At 58.7% G+C, this 20,209-nt stretch carries 20 protein-coding genes; 1 reads left to right on the forward strand and 19 read right to left on the reverse strand.

Annotation, left to right across the window (positions count from 1 at the left end; all coding sequences use genetic code 11):
* Window positions 1–42: 42 nt before the first annotated feature.
* The 9 genes from G6L01_RS04090 to alr form a co-directional block, all read right to left on the reverse strand.
* Window positions 43–783: an SDR family NAD(P)-dependent oxidoreductase gene (locus G6L01_RS04090; RefSeq protein WP_070167399.1), complete on the reverse strand. Its 741-nt coding sequence runs from the start codon at window positions 781–783 to the stop codon at window positions 43–45.
* A gap of 46 nt (window positions 784–829) precedes the next feature.
* Window positions 830–2,320 carry an amidophosphoribosyltransferase gene (purF, locus tag G6L01_RS04095; RefSeq protein WP_070167398.1) on the reverse strand — a complete coding sequence of 497 codons (1,491 nt, stop codon included), beginning with the start codon at window positions 2,318–2,320 and terminating at the stop codon, window positions 830–832.
* Window positions 2,321–2,535: 215 nt separating this feature from the next.
* The gene (locus G6L01_RS04100; protein WP_070167397.1) at window positions 2,536–3,147 is read right to left on the reverse strand and encodes a CvpA family protein; all 612 of its coding nucleotides are present in this window, start codon (window positions 3,145–3,147) and stop codon (window positions 2,536–2,538) included.
* A gap of 189 nt (window positions 3,148–3,336) precedes the next feature.
* The gene (locus G6L01_RS04105; RefSeq protein WP_071206494.1) at window positions 3,337–4,653 is read right to left on the reverse strand and encodes a UDP-glucose dehydrogenase family protein; all 1,317 of its coding nucleotides are present in this window, start codon (window positions 4,651–4,653) and stop codon (window positions 3,337–3,339) included.
* A 113-nt stretch (window positions 4,654–4,766) separates the two neighbouring features.
* Window positions 4,767–5,741 (reverse strand): UDP-glucose 4-epimerase GalE, encoded by a 975-nt coding sequence (gene galE, locus G6L01_RS04110; protein WP_070167395.1) that lies wholly within the window; start codon window positions 5,739–5,741, stop codon window positions 4,767–4,769.
* Window positions 5,738–6,733 carry a UDP-glucuronic acid decarboxylase family protein gene (locus tag G6L01_RS04115; RefSeq protein ID WP_139190325.1) on the reverse strand — a complete coding sequence of 332 codons (996 nt, stop codon included), beginning with the start codon at window positions 6,731–6,733 and terminating at the stop codon, window positions 5,738–5,740. Before G6L01_RS04115 ends, galE begins: the two co-directional genes overlap by 4 nt.
* 137 nt (window positions 6,734–6,870) lie before the next feature.
* The gene (gene radA, locus G6L01_RS04120) at window positions 6,871–8,271 is read right to left on the reverse strand and encodes a DNA repair protein RadA (protein WP_015915501.1); all 1,401 of its coding nucleotides are present in this window, start codon (window positions 8,269–8,271) and stop codon (window positions 6,871–6,873) included.
* Between the two features lie 180 nt (window positions 8,272–8,451).
* A complete protein-coding gene (locus G6L01_RS04125) occupies window positions 8,452–9,495 on the reverse strand; it encodes a LysM peptidoglycan-binding domain-containing protein (protein ID WP_070167394.1) in 1,044 nt (347 codons plus the stop codon).
* Between the two features lie 71 nt (window positions 9,496–9,566).
* Complete coding sequence (gene alr / locus G6L01_RS04130) at window positions 9,567–10,751, reverse strand: alanine racemase (RefSeq protein ID WP_070167393.1); 1,185 nt, start codon at window positions 10,749–10,751, stop codon at window positions 9,567–9,569.
* A 95-nt stretch (window positions 10,752–10,846) separates the two neighbouring features.
* On the opposite strand from alr, the gene G6L01_RS04135 reads away from it, so the two are divergent.
* Window positions 10,847–11,695: an AraC family transcriptional regulator gene (locus G6L01_RS04135; protein ID WP_420359871.1), complete on the forward strand. Its 849-nt coding sequence runs from the start codon at window positions 10,847–10,849 to the stop codon at window positions 11,693–11,695.
* Between the two features lie 9 nt (window positions 11,696–11,704).
* Here the strand turns inward: G6L01_RS04135 and G6L01_RS04140 are convergent, their stop codons facing one another.
* From G6L01_RS04140 to G6L01_RS04185, 10 genes are all read right to left on the reverse strand, one after another.
* Window positions 11,705–12,364 (reverse strand): amino acid ABC transporter permease, encoded by a 660-nt coding sequence (locus tag G6L01_RS04140; protein WP_070167391.1) that lies wholly within the window; start codon window positions 12,362–12,364, stop codon window positions 11,705–11,707.
* Complete coding sequence (locus G6L01_RS04145; protein ID WP_070167390.1) at window positions 12,361–13,032, reverse strand: amino acid ABC transporter permease; 672 nt, start codon at window positions 13,030–13,032, stop codon at window positions 12,361–12,363. Before G6L01_RS04145 ends, G6L01_RS04140 begins: the two co-directional genes overlap by 4 nt.
* A gap of 111 nt (window positions 13,033–13,143) precedes the next feature.
* Window positions 13,144–13,926 (reverse strand): transporter substrate-binding domain-containing protein, encoded by a 783-nt coding sequence (locus G6L01_RS04150; RefSeq protein WP_071206489.1) that lies wholly within the window; start codon window positions 13,924–13,926, stop codon window positions 13,144–13,146.
* 148 nt (window positions 13,927–14,074) lie between these two features.
* The gene (locus G6L01_RS04155) at window positions 14,075–15,571 is read right to left on the reverse strand and encodes a replicative DNA helicase (protein WP_060715865.1); all 1,497 of its coding nucleotides are present in this window, start codon (window positions 15,569–15,571) and stop codon (window positions 14,075–14,077) included.
* A gap of 253 nt (window positions 15,572–15,824) precedes the next feature.
* Window positions 15,825–16,400 carry a 50S ribosomal protein L9 gene (gene rplI / locus G6L01_RS04160; protein WP_060715864.1) on the reverse strand — a complete coding sequence of 192 codons (576 nt, stop codon included), beginning with the start codon at window positions 16,398–16,400 and terminating at the stop codon, window positions 15,825–15,827.
* Between the two features lie 59 nt (window positions 16,401–16,459).
* Complete coding sequence (locus tag G6L01_RS04165; protein ID WP_070167388.1) at window positions 16,460–17,497, reverse strand: DUF2232 domain-containing protein; 1,038 nt, start codon at window positions 17,495–17,497, stop codon at window positions 16,460–16,462.
* 145 nt (window positions 17,498–17,642) lie between these two features.
* The gene (gene rpsR, locus G6L01_RS04170) at window positions 17,643–17,891 is read right to left on the reverse strand and encodes a 30S ribosomal protein S18 (protein ID WP_015915510.1); all 249 of its coding nucleotides are present in this window, start codon (window positions 17,889–17,891) and stop codon (window positions 17,643–17,645) included.
* Window positions 17,892–17,903: 12 nt separating this feature from the next.
* Window positions 17,904–18,365: a 30S ribosomal protein S6 gene (gene rpsF / locus G6L01_RS04175; RefSeq protein WP_015915511.1), complete on the reverse strand. Its 462-nt coding sequence runs from the start codon at window positions 18,363–18,365 to the stop codon at window positions 17,904–17,906.
* Between the two features lie 306 nt (window positions 18,366–18,671).
* Window positions 18,672–18,956: a protealysin inhibitor emfourin gene (locus G6L01_RS04180; protein WP_070167387.1), complete on the reverse strand. Its 285-nt coding sequence runs from the start codon at window positions 18,954–18,956 to the stop codon at window positions 18,672–18,674.
* 54 nt (window positions 18,957–19,010) lie between these two features.
* On the reverse strand, window positions 19,011–20,069 hold the full coding sequence (locus tag G6L01_RS04185) for a M4 family metallopeptidase (protein WP_234892009.1): 1,059 nt from the start codon (window positions 20,067–20,069) through the stop codon (window positions 19,011–19,013).
* Between the last annotated feature and the right edge of the window lie 140 nt (window positions 20,070–20,209).

Genomic DNA, 20,209 nt, shown 5'->3' on the forward strand with positions numbered 1-20,209 from the left:
TTGAAGATCGCAGGATGCCGTCCAAGCCGTCCGCATTCACGATTAGCCGTAGGGCGGATAATCGACGATCTTCTGTTCCCTGACGATAAACAGCTTGCCTGTTTCCGTCTGTTGCGGCCCGACCAGCGGCAACAGCGCCTTGGCGACTTCAGAGGGATGCGGCAGCGTGTCAGGGTCTTCGCCCGGCATGGCCTGGGCTCGCATCGCCGTGCGGGTGGCACCGGGGTCAATCGAGAGGACGCGGAGCGGCAGGCGCTGGTTTTCGGCAGCCCAGGTGCGGGCCAGTGCTTCCACCGCAGCCTTGGAGGCGGAATAGGGGCCCCAGAACGGCTTGCATTTATGCGGTGCAGCGGAGGAAAGAATCAGGGCGCGGCCCTGGTCGGATTTGGTGATCAGCGGATCGATCGAGCGGATCAGCCGCCAGGTAGCGGTGACATTGATGGTCATCACCTTTTCGAACACCTTGGCCTCGACATGGGCAACGGGCGAAATCGTCCCGAGCACACCGGCATTGGCAACCAGAATATCCAGCTTGCCCCAACGCTCGAAAATCGATCCACCCAAGGCATCGATGGCACCCATGTCGGCCAGATCAAACGGCACCAGGGTTGCGCTGCCACCCGCTGAGGTAATGGCGTCGTCAAGGTCTTCCAGGCCTCCGACGGTGCGGGCGCAGGCGATCACATGCGCGCCTGCCTTTGCCAGTTCCAACGCGGTGAAATAGCCGATGCCCCGTGACGCGCCGGTGACCAGCGCGATCCGTCCCTTGAGATCAACCGTCATGTCCGCTTTTCCCCCTCATCATCTCATGAAACGCTAATAATTGGCCTCAGCCGTTACTAGACATAACCGATACCTTGCGGCCCATTTTCTCGCCTTCCCTGTCCATCAGACGGGTCGGGTAGTCACCGGTGAAGTAATGATCGGTAAATTGCGGATTGGCAGCATTGCGCGCCTCGCCGCCCACGGCCATGTACAGCCCGTCGATGGACAGGAAGGCAAGCGAATCGGCACCGATAAATTTCGCCATGGCTTCGGCACCCGCATATTGATTGGCGAGCAGCTTTTCGGCGTCCGGCGTGTCGATGCCGTAGAAGTCAGGATGGTAGATCATCGGGCTAGCAACACGGATATGCACTTCCTTGGCACCGGCATCGCGGATCATTTGGACGATCTTCAGCGATGTCGTGCCGCGCACGATGGAATCGTCCACCAGGATAACCCGTTTGCCCTCGATCATCGCCCGATTGGCCGAATGTTTCAGCTTGACGCCGAAGGCGCGGATCTGCTGCGTTGGCTCGATAAAGGTGCGTCCGACATAGTGATTGCGGATAATGCCATATTCAAAGGGAATGCCACTGGCCTGGGCATAGCCAAGCGCCGCTGGCGTGCCGCCATCGGGAACCGGCACCACGACATCGCCATCGCAAGGGGCTTCCTTCGCCAGGTTCATGCCCATGGCTTTGCGGGTCTGATAGACGTTGCGACCGCTGACGACCGAATCGGGGCGGGCGAAATAAACATACTCGAACAGGCAGGGGCGCTCCGGTTGCGGACGTGCCGGGCGGCGGCTGTCCACCGTAATCGAACCGTCAGGCTGGATCTCGCAAATGATCACTTCGCCGTTTTCGACATCGCGCACGAATTTTGCGCCGATAATGTCCAGCGCACAGGTTTCCGAGCAGAAAATCGGTTTGCCATCGAGATCGCCCATCACCAGCGGTCGGATGCCGATCGGGTCGCGGGCGGCGATCAGTTTGGTGCGGGTCATGGCGATCATCGCATAGCCGCCCTCCATCTGCCGCATGGCGTCGATGAAACGGTCGGCTGTCGAGCTGTGGCGTGACCGGGCGATCAGATGCAACACCACTTCCGAATCCGAGGTGGATTGACAGATGGCGCCTGTGGCAATGATCTGGCGGCGCAGCGTCAGGCCGTTGGTAAAATTGCCGTTATGGGCAATGGCAATTCCGCCTTCTTCCAGCTCGGCAAACAGTGGCTGCACATTGCGCAACGCCACTTCGCCAGTGGTGGAATAGCGGGTGTGGCCGATGGCGGCAGAACCCGGCAGCTTCGCCAGCGTTACCGGATTGGTATAGTGGTCGCCGACCAAGCCCATATGCTTTTCGGTGTGAAACTGCTTGCCGTCAAAGGAAACCAGTCCGGCTGCCTCCTGGCCGCGATGCTGAAGCGCATGCAGTCCGAGAGCGGTCAGCGTTGCGGCATCCTGATGGCCCAAAATGCCGAACACGCCGCATTCTTCATGCAGCGTGTCGCCTTCGAGGTCTTCAAGGAAAGTCGATGAAATAGACTGTTTCATTGCAGCAAGCCTTTGCTCGATACATGCGCGCCGATACGGGGCACGGGTGACGAAATGCAGTGAGGAGCGCCGATTTCCATTACGGGTAGCGCTCATTCTTTGTCTCGGCTCAATCCCAGGGCTCAGTTCCTGGCAGGATCTGATGGTCTTGAGCAATTCGGACAGGATGCTCTATATAAGCAAGCCTGCCATCAACGTCCAGAAGGCGGACGATATCAGTTGGCCGGCGCGGGTGCCTGACCTGGTGTCTGGGTTGGCGTTTGTGCAGGCGCATCGTCGGCAGGGGCCTGGCCTTCAGCGGGTGCTGTCTGTTGCTTGCCGAGGATGCGGGCGCGCAATTGCGGTTCGATATCGTCGGGCAGCACCGCTTCCAGCTTGACGACCAGCGCATCAAGGAACGGCTTCGACTTGGCATTGTTGACCCAGTCAGGCCGCTGCTTGGCATCGATCAGCCAGTTCCAGAAGGCCACGGCCACCACCAGCAGCAGGATGCCGCGCGCTGCTCCAAACAGGAAGCCAAGGGTGCGGTCCAATGCGCCGATCCGGCTGTCGATGATGAAGTCGGCAATGCGCGAGGTAATGAACGAGATCAGGATCAAGGCAAGCAGGAACACGCCACCGGCAGAGGCTGCCACGGCGATCCGCTGGTCATTGGTATAATTCTTCACATAGGGAAGAATGAAGGGATAGAGATAATAGGCCGCCGCAATGGCACCCACCCAACTGGCAATCGACAGGATCTCGCGTGAAAAGCCGCGGATCATCGCCAGCACGGCTGAAAACAGCACGACACCGATGACAATACCGTCGAAAATCGTAATGGGCATTCCGTTCAACTCCAGGACTAGGCCGCGAAGGGGTCGCCAGGTTTCTTGATCTTTCCGGTCCGGCTGTTCCGGCGGCCTCTCCTTACACCACGATGTCACGCAGTGGAAGGATCAATCCTTGCCGAGTTTGTTACACAAATGTGACTTTACGCCAAAAAACCTCCGAACGACCCGTTCCCAGGAAGTACCTCACCGTCCCAACGAGACATAATGAGAAAAGCCGTTCTTCTGCGCTTCGTTGGCATTGAACATATTGCGAAGATCGACCAGCACAGGAGAGGCCATAACACTGGCGATTTCTTTGAAATTATAGGTCTTGAAGACCATCCAGTCGGTGAGGATGACAAGGACATCGGCGCCGGTCGCGGCCTCCTTGGCCGTCTTGGTCATTTCAACGCCCGGCAACTGGCTTGCGGCGTCATGCGGGCTCGACGGATCGAAAGCCGCAACCTTTGCGCCTTTCGCCTGCAGGGCGGGCAGCATCACCAGGCTTGTGCTTTCGCGCATATCATCGGTCTGGCCTTTGAAGGTCACGCCCAGCACGGCGATTTTCTTGCCCGCGACATCACCGCCCGCAGCCTCGATCACCCTGGTGACCATATCGGCCTTGCGCTGGTTGTTGGCATCGACTGCCGAGGAGACGACCCGTGAGTCGATCCCGGCATCGGCGGCAGTTGCCAGAAGCGCGCGGGTATCCTTGGGAAAGCAGGAGCCGCCCCAGCCCGGGCCGGTATTGAGAAAGGCCCGGCCGATCCGCTTGTCGAGCCCGATGCCATGGGCCACGTCCTCGACCGTGGCGCCGACGGCCTCGCACAGATTGGCCATTTCATTGATGAAGCTGATCTTGACGGCGAGAAAGGCGTTGGCGGCATATTTTATCAGTTCAGCCGTCTCAATCCCGGTGCTGAAGAAGGGAACATTGCCGTTTAGCAGCAGCGGCGCATAAATCCGCTGCATGACCTCGCCAGACTGGGGGGTATCGACGCCGACGACGATCCGGTCCGGCTCCAGGAAATCCTTGATGGCGGCGCCTTCGCGCAGAAATTCGGGATTGGACGCAACGGCGATCTGTGCATCCGGGGCGGCATTGGCCTTGGCAATCTCGAAGACCTGGCGGTTGGTGCCAACCGGCACTGTCGATTTGGTGACGATGACGGTAAAGCCGGTGACGGCCTTGGCAATCTCGGCGGCGGCGGCAAACACATATTTCAGGTCGGCCCGGTCCGAGCCCGCCTCGGTTGGCGTGCCGACGGCGATGAACACGGCATCGCGGTCCTTGACGCTTGCGGCAAGGTCGGTGGTGAAGGTGATGCGCCCGGCGGCGACATTGCGCTGCACCAGTTCATCCAGACCCGGCTCATAGATCGGCATCTTGCCCTGATGCAGCATTTCAATCTTGCGCTGGTCCTTGTCGACGCAGATCACGTCATGGCCCAGCTCGGCAAAGCATGCGCCGCTGACCAGGCCCACATAGCCGGTGCCTACCATGGTAATGCGAACGTTCATGAATTCTGCCGCTTTCCTGTCAAAGGGTGTGGGATGGGCGGGGGGTATACGGTGGACGGGACTGCCTTGTGGTTCGCGTCGAACCATGTCAACAATCCCTGGTTTTATTGGCCTTAATTGCGGTGTGCCTTGAACCAGTCCGCCGCCGTTTTAACGATCAGGTTGATATCGGTATATTGGGGCGTCCAGCCCAGCAGGCTGCGGGCCTTGTCTCCGGAAGCGTAGAGAATCGGCGCATCGCCAGCCCGCCTTGGCGCATATTTGATCGGAACGGCCGCGCCGACCGCCTGAGACACCGCGTCCAGCAACTCCTTGACCGATGTACCCTTGCCGGTCGCCAGATTGAACGCGCTGCTTTCGCCACCCTTTTGCAGGTAGTCGATGGCCAGGACATGGGCGTCAGCGAGATCGCAGACATGGATATAGTCGCGGACGGCGGTACCATCAGGCGTATTATAATCGGTGCCGAACACATTGAATTCGGTCTGCCGCATGGCTGCCAGAACCGCCAGCGGAATGGCATGGGTTTCCGGATCGTGACGTTCGCCAAGATCGCCTTCCGGATCAAGACCGGCGGCGTTGAAATAGCGCATGGCCACCCATTTCAATCCATAGGCATGGCCGTAATCCTTCAGCGCCTGCTCAATGACAAGCTTGGAAAATCCATAGGGATTGACCGGGCTCTGCGGAGCTTCCTCGACGATTGGCAGGCTTTTGACCTCACCATACGTGGCGCAGGTCGAGGAAAACACGATGGTGTCAACGCCGTTGCGGCGCATGGCATCCAACAGGCAGACCGAACCATGGATGTTGTTATTGTAATATTTCGCCGGGTCCGTCACCGATTCGCCAACAGCGGCGAAGGCTGCGAAATGCATCACGCATTCCGGCTTGTATTGGCTGAGAACCGCATCAAGCCGTGCGCCATCGGCAATGTCACCGTGTTCGAACGGACCCCATTTCACCGAATCCGCGTGGCCGTGAACCAGGTTGTCATAGACCACAGGTGTGTAACCCGCCTTGGACAAAGCCTTGCAGGCATGGCTTCCGATATAGCCGGCTCCGCCGACAACAAGGATATTCTTCATGACAATGTATCCAGATTGATGTTGGCAGCACTGGTGTTAATGGTGCGTCCCGTTTCCGCCGCGAAATACGGGATCGACCGCTTCAGTCCTTCACGCAGCCGCACTTTCGGCTCCCAGCCCAGCAATTGCCCGGCAAGGGTGATGTCGGGACGCCGCAGCAGAGGATCGTCCTTCGGCAGCGGCCTGTCGATGATAACCGACCGGCTGCCGGTCATTTCCAGAATGATGTCTGCCAGTTCCCTTACGGTAAATTCGCCGGGATCGCCGATATTCACAGGCCCGGTGATCGAGGCGTCAGAGCGCATCAGTCGGAAAAATCCCTCGATCAGATCATCGACATAGCAGAAGGACCGGGTCTGCGTGCCGCCGCCATAAAGCTCCAGCGGCGCCTCTTCCAGGGCGCGGACGATGAAGTTGGAGACCACCCGTCCGTCCTGCGGGTCCATGTTGGGACCATAGGTATTGAAAATCCGCACCACCTTGATTTCAACGCCATGCTGGCGGTGATAATCGAAACAAAGGGTTTCGGCGGCGCGCTTGCCTTCGTCATAGCAGGCCCGCGGCCCTATCGTGTTGACCGCGCCACGGTAGCTTTCCGTCTGCGGATGAACCTGCGGATCGCCGTAGATCTCGCTGGTTGATGCTTGAAACACCCGCGCGCCGCAGGCGACAGCCAGGTCCAGCACGTTTTTCATGCCAAGCACATTGATCAGCATCGTGCCGACAGGATCGATCTGATATTGCGGCGGCGAGGCGGGGCAGGCGAGATTCCAGATCTCGTCATAGTCGCCTTGCGGCAAGGGATCGCGGACATCCGCCTGGATAAAGGACAGTTTGGGATTGGCCAGCAGAGGTTCGATATTCTTGCGCCGTCCGGTCTGGAGATTGTCCAGGCAGACCACATCGCAGCCTTCGTCAAGCAATCGTGCGCAGACGTGGGAACCGAGAAATCCAGCGCCGCCGGTCACCAATGCCGTCCGTGTCTTTCCCATAGCGTCCTCTTGCAGTCCGTTGCCGTTCATGTAGGGGAAGGGGTCAGGCCCTGTCAATTCCAGGCCACCAGCAATCAACCATTATGAGCGACGACACTCGCAACCCGCACGTTGCCGATGCCTTTGCACCCGTTCCGTCAATCCTCATTGCCCTGCTGGCGCGATTTCAGTTTCGATCCGGCAATGCGCGCCACCAGATCCGGCAGGCTTTCGATTTCGCCCCATTTGCCGGTGCGTTTCGGCAGATCGACGGAGGAGGCGGGCAAAACGGCGGAGGAAAAGCCAAGCTTTTCGGCCTCTTTCAACCGCTGCGCCGTATGCGATACCGGTCGTACAGCACCCGACAGGCTGATTTCGCCAAAATAAACGCAATCGGCGGGCAGGGCGACGCCAGCCAGCGATGAGACCAGGGCCGAGGCAATCGCCATATCGGCAGCGGGTTCTGTGATTCGGTAACCGCCTGCCACATTCAGATAGACATCGTGCTGGCCAAGTCTGACGCCGCAATGAGCCTCCAGCACGGCGAGAATCATCGCCAGGCGGCTGGAATCCCAGCCGACCACGGCCCGGCGCGGCGTGCCAAGCGCTGTCGCGGCCACGAGAGCCTGTACTTCGACCAGCACGGGACGTGTGCCTTCCATGCCGGCAAACACCGCAGCGCCTGGCGCTTTTTCATTGCGCTCGCCCAGAAACAGTTCCGATGGATTGGCGACTTCGCGCAGGCCCCGATCCGACATTTCGAACACGCCGATCTCGTCGGTTGGGCCAAATCGGTTTTTGACGGTGCGCAGGATGCGGTAATGGTGACCCCGATCGCCTTCGAAATACAGCACGGCATCGACCATGTGCTCGACGACGCGGGGACCGGCAATCTGGCCTTCCTTGGTGACGTGGCCGACCAGAACCATGGTGGCGCCAGTCTGCTTGGCAAAACGAATCATCGCCTGCACGCCGGTGCGCACCTGCGTCACCGTGCCGGGGGCCGAATCGGCAGTATCGCTCCACAGAGTCTGGATCGAATCGATGATGACAAGATCGGGCCGTTTGCCCTCGGAAATCGTCGCCAGAATGTCCTCGACATTGGTTTCCGCTGCCAGCAGTACATCGGTATCGGCGGCATTCAGCCGCTGGGCGCGCAGCCGCACCTGCGCCACGGCCTCTTCGCCCGAGACATAGACGACGCGGTGCCCCTGCCGCGACAAGGCGGCGGCGGCCTGCATCAGCAGGGTGGATTTACCGATGCCCGGATCGCCGCCGATCAGCACGGCAGAGCCGCGCACAAAACCTCCGCCGGTTGCCCGGTCCAGCTCCGACAGGCCGGTCGGAATGCGCGGCGCCTCCTCGATTTCGCCAGACAGCGAGGTCAGCGTCACCGCCCGGCCTTTCTTTGGCACCTTGCCGGGACCAGAGCCGATGCCACCCATCGGATCTTCCTCGACAATGGTGTTCCATTGTGCGCAACCATCGCATTTGCCAGCCCAGCGGCTGTGAACCGTGCCGCAGTTCTGGCAGATGAATTGGGTCTTGGCCTTGGCCATGCATTGCCTTTCGCGCAGGCGCCCCGAAATTCGGAACAAACTGTGAATCTACCCTTTCAGGTAGGGGAAATGGCTCCCTTATGCAAGGCCAGAATTTGGGTGGGGAACGTGGCTCCCGATTTTCCCGAAAAGACAAACGAAAACAAAAGACGCGGCGGTTTATCTGGTCCAATCCGAACCTTAAAGACCCCAGAATTTCAAGGTTTTGGTTTTGGTTTTGGAGCCGGCCCAAAGAATGTAACCATTGGGTGTCACGTCATGGATTTTAAACGTGGATTGGACATTTGGATAGAGATTGGCGTGGACGATGCTTGGCACGACCTGCGCTTTCGCGGTGGCGTAGTCACTCCAGGTCACGCCATGTGAGGTTGTCCAGTCATTGCTGGGTTCTTCCCCGGTTGTGTAGAGCTGCGGCGACAAAATATCGATATTGGCATCGTCGAAGAAAGCGAACATCAGGGATTTGGCATCGGCTATTCCGAAGGGAGCGGAATGGCTGACTGTCACCAGCACTTTGAAGCCAGCGGCCCGCGCATTGGCAAAGGATTGGTGGAATGCGCCACTCAAACCGCGATTGCCTTCCTCTATATCATAGGCGATGCCTTTATAAGCGGAAAATGCCCCAGACTTGATGCAGGCGTCGATGCTCTGCAAAGTGGATGCGCTGAAACGTCCACTGGCGTTCCCGCCACCAAGGGTGATGTATTTTTCTCCGACAAGCGATGGGAGGATGGGAGCGCTCTGGGCGAGTGCTTTGGTCGGATTGGAATAGCCACTGAAGGCAAGGTCCATCGTGGTATTACTGGGGCCTGCTGCACGATGCCACGTTTTGTGCCAGTAGCCAATGTTTTCTGGCGGAGCAGGATGCGGGGTGGGGACTGAATGAGCGCCCGTTGCAGGGATGGCGATCAGGCCCCCAATTTGCAGATCGGTTCCAGAAATATGCGAATTGGCCGCCGCGATCTGTTTGGCCGTGACACTTGCGCAGTCGTTGACGGTTGCTGCTATGCTGACGAAGGTATCGCCGGGCTGCACGGTGTAGCGCAGCGCTGGAATACCTTTGGTCCCGGAGGGAACCGAAAGGACCTGCAAAGCCAATGGTTCCGGCATGGACGTGGCGGCTTCAATCTCTGCTGCCGTCACTCCGGCGCAGGCGGCGATTTGCTTGGCAATGCTTGTGAAGGTGTCGCCTTTTTGAATTGTGTAGAAAAATGTCCCCAACATATAATTTCCCTTGGTTGCATCTGCGACAACCGTGTTGTTGCAGGAATGGCAATCAAGGGATGTGATTTTTGCTACACTCCGTGATCGGAACGGTCATCGGCCTCCAGATAATGCCGTTCATAGCGCAGGCCGAGGCCGGTCAGCATTTCATAGCCGATTGTTCCTGCCGCCCGGGCGACGTCATCAATGGGCATGTTTGGTCCGAACAGTTCGATATAGTCGCCGGCGGCAATCGCTTTTTCCGGCACGTCACTGACGTCGAAGATCGTCATGTCCATGGTGATGCGGCCAACAACCGGCACCTTGTATCCGGCGATAGAGCCATAGGCCCCCGGCGATCCGGTATCGCGTAATGTCGTGCCGTGGCCTGAGAGATTGCGCAGGTAACCATCGGCATAGCCGACGGAGGCAATGGCCAGACGGCTTTCTCTCGCCAACTTGCAGGTGGCGCCGTAGCTGACGGTTTCCCCGCTCTTGGCCTGGCGGACCTGGAGAATGCGCGCCTCGGCCTTGACCACTGGACGCATCGGGTTGGGCAGGCCCGTGACCGCTTCGCCGCCGTAAAGCGCGATGCCGGGGCGGGTGAGGTCGAAATGATAATCGGGGCCGAGTAAAGTTCCAGCAGAGGCTGAAAGGCTTGATTCAATTCCCTCGAAAGCCGCGCTAACCTGATGAAAAGCCTGCAATTGCTGCTGGTTCATCGGCGAGGATGGATCGTCTGCGCAGGCGAGATGGCTCAAAATCAGCACCGGTGAAAAGCTGGCCGGGCGCGAAACGTCAGTCGCCAGAAACAAGGCGTCGTCCATGCTGAGGCCCAAACGGTTGAAGCCAGTATCGACATGCAGGGCGCATGGATGTTCGCCATGCTCGGCCACGGTCCGCATCCAGAATGCCAGCTGCTCCTCACTGGCAATCACCGGCACCAGATCGTGCTCGAAAAACAGCGGTTCCATTCCCTCCCAGATCCCTGACAGCACGAAAATCCGGGCGTCCGGCGCATAGGTCCGCAAGGTCGCGCCTTCCGATGGCAGCGCCACGAAAAAATCCCGCGCACCGGCATTGTAAAGTGTCTGCCCTGCATCCTCGATACCAATGCCGTAGCCATCGGCCTTCACCACGGCGCCCGCCCGCGCCTGGCCGGATCGCTTCGCCATCTCGCGCCAATTGTCGGCCAGCGCCTGGAGGTCGATTGTCACACGCAGCGGTGCGGTCAGGAATTCATCGGAAGGGGGGATGGAAAAGGCAGGAAGGGTCATGGAAACAGCTTTTTGCAAACAATAATGGTAGCCGGACCCTATCACTTTTCTTCAAGACTGGAATGCCGGGCTGGTGTTATTGTCTGGCGATGAACATGCTTTCACCGGTTTCCACCAGCCTTGCGTCAGTGCCCATTCGGGAGCAGACCCGCTTCTGGCGGGATGCCCGGTTTGGCGGCATGAAATGCATGAGCGCGACCTTCGTCACCCATCGGTTTTCCCCGCATGCCCATGAGCATTTCGGCATCGGCGCCATGGAGACGGGACAGAAAATTGCCACTATTCGCGGCTGCCGGCAGATTTGTGGACCGGGCGATCTCTATCTGATCAATCCGGAGGAGATCCACGATGGCAGTCCTGCGGGTGGGGTCTATCGATATCGGATGATCTATCCGTCGGTCGCCATGGTGTGCGACGTTCTGCAAGAGACGAGCAAGAGACCGTCGTGGGGAACGCCGTCCTTTCGCCAACAGATCGTCACAGATCCGGCTTTGGCGCAGGCCTTTAACAGGATGCACAGGCAAATAGAGCAGGCAGATGGAATGCTCGGTGCCGAAGAGGGGATGCTGGACATACTCACCGCTCTTTTCACCCGCCATGGCGTTGTTGCGCCTGCGTCCTCTGCTGCTCGCCCCGACACGGCGATGGCGAGGGTGAGAGACTATCTCCATGCGAATTTTGCTGAGGATATCGGCCTTGAGCATCTGGCGGGGTTGGTTGGCTGTAGCCGCGCGCATTTGATCCGCAGCTTTCGCGCCACCTATCACATTACGCCCCATGCCTACCTGACACTTCGGCGCATTCGAGAAGCGGAGTCCATGCTGGCCAAGGACGCTGCGCCTGCCGATGTTGCCTTTGCCTGCGGCTTTGCCGATCAGGCGCATTTTACCCGCAATTTCAAGGCGCGGATGGGCATGACCCCGGCGCAATTTCGCCGGGGATAGGTTGAGGGATCAATGCCCGACCGGTGCCGCGCCAAACCGGCGTTCCAGATATTTGGAATAGCGCGACAGCGGGTAGCAGATGGCGAAATAGAACAGCGCGACCAAGCCATAGACGGTGAAGGGCTGAAAAGTGGCATTGGTGACGATGGTTCCGGCCTTTGACAATTCAACGAAACCGATGATCGAGGTCAGGGCCGTGCCTTTGACCACCTGAACCGAAAAACCCGCCGTTGGGGGAATGGCGATCCGCATGGCCTGCGGCAGGATGATCAGCCGCATCTGCTGGCGATAGGTGAGGGCCAGGCTGGTGCCCGCTTCCCACTGGCCCTTTGGCACGGCTTCGACGCAGCCGCGCCAGATCTCAGTCAGGAAAGCCGAGGTCCAGCAGGTCAGCGCCACACCGGCGGCGAGCCAGGCGGGAACGTCGATACCGAACAGGCCGAGACCGAAAAAGGCGATGAACAGCTGCATCAGCAGCGGCGTGCCTTGGAAAAATTCAATGAAGCCACGCGCGAAGATCCGGGGCATGCGCTGTTTGGCAATGCGCAGCATCAAGATCACCAGTCCCAACGCGCCGCCGCACAGGAAGGACATCAGTGACAGAACCAGGGTCCAGCGGGCAGCCAGCAACAGATTACGAGCGATATCCCAGAGGGTGAACTCAATCATCGGGTCACCCCTTTCGGAAAGATCTGTCGTCCGAGCAGCGCCAGCAATTGCCGAAGGCCGATGGCCAGCACCAGATAGAGAGCGGTGGAGATCATGTAGGCTTCAAAGGCCCGGAAGGTGCGCGACTGGATGAAATTGGCGGCAAAAGTCAGGTCTTCGGCGGCAATCTGCGAGACAACGGCGGAACCGAGCATAACGATGACCAGCTGCGACGATAGCGCCGGCCAGATGCGTTGCAGGGCAGGGACCAGAATGATCAGCCGGAAGGTTTGCAGCGGGCGAAGCGCCAGCGCGGTCCCGGCCTCGAACTGGCCTTTCGGGGTTGCCTCGATGCCAGCCCGGATGATTTCGCAGCTATAAGCGCCGAGATTGATGATCATCGCCAGATTGGCGGCTTCCATCTCGGAGAGCTTCAGCCCGGTGGAGGGTAGGCCGAAAAAGATGAAGAACAGCTGGATCAGGAAGGGCGTATTGCGGATCAGTTCCACATAGGCGGCAACCGGTGGCTTGATCCATTTCGGTCCCAAGGCCCGCGCCCAGGCGCAGACGATGCCGAAGGCAATGCCGACCACGCCACCCACCAGTGTCAGTTCGACCGTCACGCCAATACCCTTGAGGATGATTGGGTAGTATTCGCCAAACCAGCTGAAATCGAAAATATAATGCATGATGAAACCTGCTGGCAAAGCGAACTTATGCGGCTTTGCTGCCGTATCTGGCCTGCACAATCACCTCCGCCATTGCGGCTGCGGTGATTGTGCAGAAAATGTACCGTCTGATCAGAGATCGGCGGGAAGCGGGGCGCCCAGCCATTTTTCGGAAATCTTGCTCAGCGAGCCATCGGCCTTGGCCTCGGCAATAATCGCATTGATCTTTTCCGTCAGCGCCGGTTCGTTCTTGTTGAAGCCGATGAAGCAGGGTGAATTCTTGATCAGGAACTTTGGCTCCGGACGCTTCGGCGGGTTCTTAGCGAGGATAGCGGCGGCGACGACATTGCCGGTGGCAACCGCGTCAACCTGGCCGGAGAGGAAGGCGGAAATCGTGCCGTTATTGTCCTCGTAACGCTTGATGGTGGCGTCAGATGGCGCAACCTTGGTCAATTCCAGATCCTCGACCGCGCCACGGGTAACGCCGACCGACTTGCCCGACAGATCGGCAGCGGACTTGATGGCGGTATCGGCTGGTGCAAACACGCCATTGTAGAAAGGTGCATAGGCGGAGGAGAAATCCACGACCTTTTCACGGTCCGGGTTCTTGCCGAGGCTGGAAATCACCAGATCGACCTTGTTGGTCTGCAAATAGGGAATGCGGTTGGCGCTGGTGACAGGCACCAGTTCCAGCTTGACGCCCAATTTCTTGGCAATCAGGGCGGCGGTGTCGATGTCATATCCGACGGGCTGCATGTCGGGACCAACGCTGCCAAACGGCGGAAAGTCTTGTGGCACCGCCACTTTCAGCGTGCCCCGCTTGGTAATGTCGCCCAGCGCATCGGCATGGGCCGGCAGGACGGCGGCAAAGGTGGCAAGGGAAAGGCCAAGGGCAAGCAGGGTACGACGATGCATAGGATGCTCCGGTTTGATATGATGCACAACTTGAAGCAATTGCTATGCCACTATGCAAAAAGCCGCCCGGTTGGGGCGGCTCTAAATCCTGCCTGGATTGACTATGTGCATTTGCGCAAAATTTAAGCAAGCGCCGCGCAAAGCATGGTCAGGTTTCCTCGTAAGGCGTGAAGCTCGGATCGGCCAGATCGGCAAAGCGGGTAAACTGCGCCTGGAAGGCCAGTTTGACGGTGCCGGTTGGTCCGTGACGCTGCTTGGCGATGATCACGTCCGCCGTGCCGCGTACTTTTTCCATCTGGGCTTCCCATTCGGGATATTTGGGGTCGCCCTGGTCGCGGGGTTCGAGGTTCTGCACATAATATTCCTCACGGAACACGAACATCACCACGTCGGCGTCCTGCTCGATCGAGCCTGATTCACGAAGGTCGGAGAGCTGAGGACGCTTGTCGTCGCGGCTTTCCACCTGACGCGAAAGCTGCGATAGCGCGACGATTGGCACGTTCAGTTCCTTGCCAAGTGCTTTCAAGCCGGTGGTGATCTGGGTGATTTCCTGGACGCGGTTTTCCCCTGATTTGCCCGAGCCGGTCATCAGCTGAATATAGTCTACCACCAAACAATCGAGGCCACGCTGGCGCTTCAGGCGGCGGGCACGGGCGGAAAGCTGGGCGATGGAAATACCACCGGTCTGGTCGATGAACAGCGGCACTTTCTGCATGGTCTGGGAAAAGCCGACCAGCTTTTCGAAATCCTGCTCGGTAATATCGCCACGGCGGATTTTCGAAGAGGATACTTCGGTCTGCTCGGACATGATACGGGTGGCGAGCTGCTCGGACGACATTTCGAGCGAATAGAAGCCGACCACGCCGCCGTTTTTGGCTTTGAACGACCCGTCCGGCTGCACTTCCGGCTCGTAGGATGCGGCGATGTTCCAGGCGATATTGGTGGCAAGCGAGGTCTTACCCATGCCGGGACGTCCGGCCAGCACGATCAAGTCGGAGCGCTGCAAACCGCCCATCTTGCTGTCAAGCGAATGAATGCCGGTGGAAATGCCGGACAAATGACCGTCACGCTCAAAAGCGGCGCCTGCCATATCGACGGCCTGGGCCACCGCATCGTTGAAGGATTGGAAACCACCGTCATAGCGGCCGTTCTCGGCGAGATCGAACAAACGCCGCTCGGTATCTTCGATCTGCGCCTGCGGCGGCATGTCGAGCGGTGCGTCGAAGGCGATATTCACCATGTCTTCGCCGATGGTGATCAGCGCACGGCGCAGGGCCAGATCGTAGATCGCCCGGCCATAGTCCTCGGCATTGATGATCGACACGGCTTCCGACGCCAGCCGCGCCAGATATTGGGCAATGGTGAAATCACCGATCTTCTGGTCCGAGGGCAGGAAGGTCTTGATCGTCACCGGATTGGCGGTCTTGCCCATGCGGATAATGTCGGAGGCAACCTCATAGATCTTCCGGTGCAGGCCCTCGTGGAAATGCGGCGGTTTGAGAAAATCCGAGACACGATAATAGGCATCGTTATTAACCAGGATCGCGCCGAGCAAAGCCTGTTCGGCCTCGATATTGTTCGGGGCTTCGCGGTAATGGGGCTCTGCCGGCTGGGCAGGATTTAACCTGCGCGCAACATCGTTCATGGGCTTTATCCGTTCTCTCTCGCTGGAAGCTGCATTCCTATCGATCCCGCGCGGCGGTTAAAGGGCGCATTGCGATAAACACAGTAGTTCACAGGCCTGATGCGCCAGGGCAGAAAAAAACAAGCTGAACCCGCTTTTTCCATTGACTGTGGTATGGCGCGACTCAGTTCTTCAGGTGCCTATTTTAACTCGATCTGCACAAAAAAACGCCCGGAAAATCCGGGCGTCTCTTCAATCGATAATGACGAATATCTTATTCGTCGTCGCCATCGCGGTCGGCATCCGGATCGAAAAAGTCTTCCGGACGCAGAGCGTCTTCGTCCACGCCGTAGATGGCGTCGGCGGAGGTGAGGCTTTCGCCCTTGGCCTGACGCTCAGCTTCTTCAGCGGAACGGGCAACGTTGATTTCGATGCTGATTTCAACTTCAGCATGCAGGTGCATGGTGACGTTGTGCAGGCCGATGGTCTTGATCGGGTTGTTCAGCTCGACCTGGTTGCGCGAAACGGTAAAGCCTTCGGCAGCCAGAGCTTCGATGATGTCGCGGGCCGCAACCGAACCGTAGAGCTGGCCGGTTTCGCCAGCCGAACGGACGACGATGAACGACTTGCCGTTCAGAACGTCAGCAACGGTCTGGGCTTCGGACTTGCGCTCCAGGTTGCGGGCTTCGAGGGTGGCGCGCTCGGCGTCGAAACGGGCCTTGTTGGCGGCGTTGGCGCGCAGCGCCTTGCCGGTTGGCAGCAGGTAGTTACGGGCAAAGCCGTCACGAACCTTAACCACTTCGCCCATCTGGCCAAGCTTGGCGATGCGCTCGAGAAGAATGACTTGCATGCTATGTTCCTTTCAATTCAAGTTGGGCAATTCAAGTTGGGCAATCCAAGTTTGGAAGGTCATGTTTCGGGTGTGTTACCGTCATCGGACTTGCTGTCTGAATCAGGTTTGTTACCCGCATCGGGTTTGCCGTCCGCATCGGGCTTTCCTGTTGTCCTCGGTGGGGTGAGGGCAACGGTCCGCCGTGTGTCGATAAGGCCGAGAATGACGATGAAGAAGGCCGGAAAGACCAAAAACGCCGCCATATAGGTGAGGATCAGCGCCGGTACGCGCCATTCCTTGCCACGGGTGCGTTGATGCAGCGATGCGAAGCCGCCGAGCAGAAAACCTGCCCCAAACGTGCCGCAGACAGTCGCGCCGATCAGGGCCGGAACGCCGCCGATAAAACATGCGACAATGCCAGCCAGGAAGATGAATGGCGCATTGCGGTTCATACGCAGCGCCGAGGGAATATCCTCGCGCGGACGCAAGGCATTGCCCGATGCCGCCACGATCCGGCTTGCCATGTAATAGGCGGCAAACAGCATGATGACCCACATGCCACCCTGCACAATCGGCAGGGTCAGCAGCATGGTGGACTTGATTCCGACGGTGCTGCCCATGGTGGCGGCAACGGTCGGATCGCGATCGTTTAGCGACTGCATCAGCGCATCGATCATGTTGCCGACCAGTTCAGCATCATAGCCGATCATCACGCCGAGGAAGATGACGCCGATGCAGACCAACCCGCAGAGATGCATGAGGATATCTGACAGCGGATACCAGGCGAGCAGCTTGTCCGGGCCGCCGATTTCAGACGCCGGGCGGGCAAGATTGGCAAGATGGCTGATCCAGCCGGCTGGCAGAAGAGTAAATACGGCCATGGCGCAAGCAAACAGCGGCGAGACCGCCAGTGCGCCAGCAAAGGCTGCGGTGACGATGGCGACGATGGCGGGGACATTGCCCCAGCGAAGGCCGACAATCATCACGGGCAGGGCGGATGCCGCATAGAAAACCGAGGAAAAAGACGGCTGTGCATTGGCCGCCAGCACCAGAAAGATGGCGGTCACGCCGGCGAGAAAGCCGGTCAGCAGCAATTTTCCGTCCAATTGTTTCACGTCGCTGTCCTGCGCCTGGCAGTTAGAGGGCGATACCGTCAAGCGGCCTGCACCTCAACATGGGATTTATCCGTTCCGATCCACGCCCATCGCGGAAGGGAGACGGCCCCCGAAAACGGGAGCCGCAAAGTCACGTCAGCTTAGGTTAAGCAACAACGTAAGGCAGCAGGCCAAGGAAGCGGGCGCGCTTGATGGCCTTGGCCAGCTCGCGCTGCTTCTTCTGCGAAACAGCCGTGATCCGCGAGGGAACGATCTTGCCGCGCTCGGAAATGTAGCGCTGCAGCAGACGCACGTCCTTGTAGTCGATCTTCGGAGCGTTGGCGCCGGAGAAGGGGCAGGTCTTGCGACGGCGATGGAACGGACGACGAACCGTGGAAGAGGAAACTTCAGCCATAGTCAAATCTCCTTATGCGCGATCTTCGCGCGGACGGCGCGGACGATCACCAAAGCTTTCACGACCACCTTCACGGGGACCACGATCACCACGATCACCGCGGTCGCCACGATCCGGACGGTCGCCATCACGGCGCGGACGGTCGTCACGGTCGCGCTTCTGCATCATGGCAGACGGGCCTTCTTCGTGGGCTTCAACGGCGATGGTCATGTAACGAAGAACGTCTTCGTTGATGCGCATCTGACGCTCGACTTCGTGCACGGCCGCAGCCGGAGCATCGATGTCCATGAGAGCGTAGTGAGCCTTGCGGTTCTTGTTGATGCGGTAGGTCAGGGACTTCAGGCCCCAGTTTTCTACGCGCCCGACTTTGCCGCCATTTGCTTCGATAACACCCTTGTACTGTTCTACGAGGGCATCAACCTGCTGTGCGGACATATCCTGCCGGGCAAGGAATACATGTTCATAAAGAGCCATGATAGCTTTGCCTTTCTTGCTGTGATCATCACCCGGATCGGCGCTAAGCCTCAACGACTGCTCCTGATCGGGCAAGGCCCGGGGCAAGAAAAGCGTTGTACGAGACGGTCGAGAGCGGAGACACGGGAGGCCGAAACGCTTTTCGTTTCTGACGGCAAAACAAGTCTGCCGGCCCTCCGTTCAGCCACCAGCCAAAAGACCGGGTGTTGCGAACAGCGGGCTTATAGCTGGTTTCAGCCGGAAAGCAAGCAAAAAGCTGGGGAAACCTATCGGTTGCGCGCCAAGGCATTCTTAATACGGGAGACCTTACCGCAGCCGATCCTTGACGGCGGCCTTGACTTCATCCGGCACCAGGCTTTCAGGCACTTCCACGGACCGGTCGCCGAAACGCGACGGCCAGACGATGCGATAGCGAAATCCATCCGCAACGGCGGTTGTTTGAGGCACAGACTCCCGGAAAAACTCTTCGATCAGCTGTTTTTCCGCAGCGCTCAGTTTTTCGACGGCGCAGACCCCATCGCTGCGCAACGCCGATCTCGCGCCGCCAAAGCCGCCAAAGCCGCCCATTTTTTCGAGAATAAGTTCATCCATACGGTGTTGACCTTTACGGCCCTGATCGATGCCGCCGTGATCGTGGCAAACGCATCAGACCGAAGCACTTTGCAAACCCACATCGCTCCAGGCGGTGTCGAGCGTTTCAGCGAGCGATCCATCTCCTGGATAAAGTCTGGCAGCTCCGGCCCGGGTCGCCTCGGCAAATTCCGCCATGGTCATATCCGGGTTGCTGCCATTCTTTGTGAGTGCATCATACCATATCTGTCCGGTCTTGTCCCAGCTTTTGCCGCCAATGCGGGTGGCTGCCAGATAAAAGGCGCGATTGGCGATGCCGCTGCTTTCGTGTGGGTCCATCCCATCGCGGTAATCGCTGAAATGGCTGATCTGCTCGGCCATGCAATGGGATGCTTCAGGATTGGCCATGTCGCGCAGGCAGGTATATTTCTGCCGGGCCGTCGGGCCGAGAATGTCATTGCCGATCAGCCAATCGGCCTCATCGGCACTCTGGCCTTTCGTCCATTGCTTGAACATGCTGCCGAACACATCCGAGAGACTTTCATTCAGCCCGCCCGGCTGATTTTCATAGTCGAGGCCGAGGGTATATTGGGTGATGCCATGGGTTAGCTCATGGCCGACCACATCGGCGCTCTCGCAGAAGGGGGTGAAAATTTCCCCGTCGCCATCGCCATAGGCCATTTGCGAGCCGTTCCAGAAGGCGTTGTTATAGTCCTTGCCGTAATGGACCGACGACAGGATGGTCATGCCATTGCCGTCGATGGAATTGCGCTCGAAGACGCTGCTGAAGAATTCCTCGACCCCGCTCGTGGTGTCGAATGTGGTCTTCACCTGTTCATCCGTTGAAGAACCGGGATTGACGATCTGCACGCCGGGAAGGGTCATGCCGTTATTGCAGGTATAGACCGGGATGTCCGGTGCCTGGGCCACGGTCACGGAAAACGCCCGAAAAGGCCGCTTGGCGATGGTCAACTGTCGGGCGCTGTCTCGAAACTGGCGCACTTGATGGTCGTGATGCATGGTTTCCTGTAACCGCTCGCGGACGGCGGCTGGAAAATCCTGGTCATGCGACAGGGCAATCAGCACTTTTTCGGGAATGATTTGGCAATAGCGGCACATGGCAACCTCCATCATTGATCAGATTTCCACCGAGGGGAGTATAAAGTGTCGTTGAAATTTATTCGGGAAAACGATCAAGGCGCCAGCAGGTTCCATGCCGTGCCAGATAAAGTCGCGGGCACGCCAAGGACATCACGCGGTTTTTGAAAGAGTGA

This window comes from Agrobacterium vitis, from assembly GCF_013337045.2.
GTDB classification, from domain to species: Bacteria; Pseudomonadota; Alphaproteobacteria; order Rhizobiales; family Rhizobiaceae; genus Allorhizobium; species Allorhizobium vitis_B.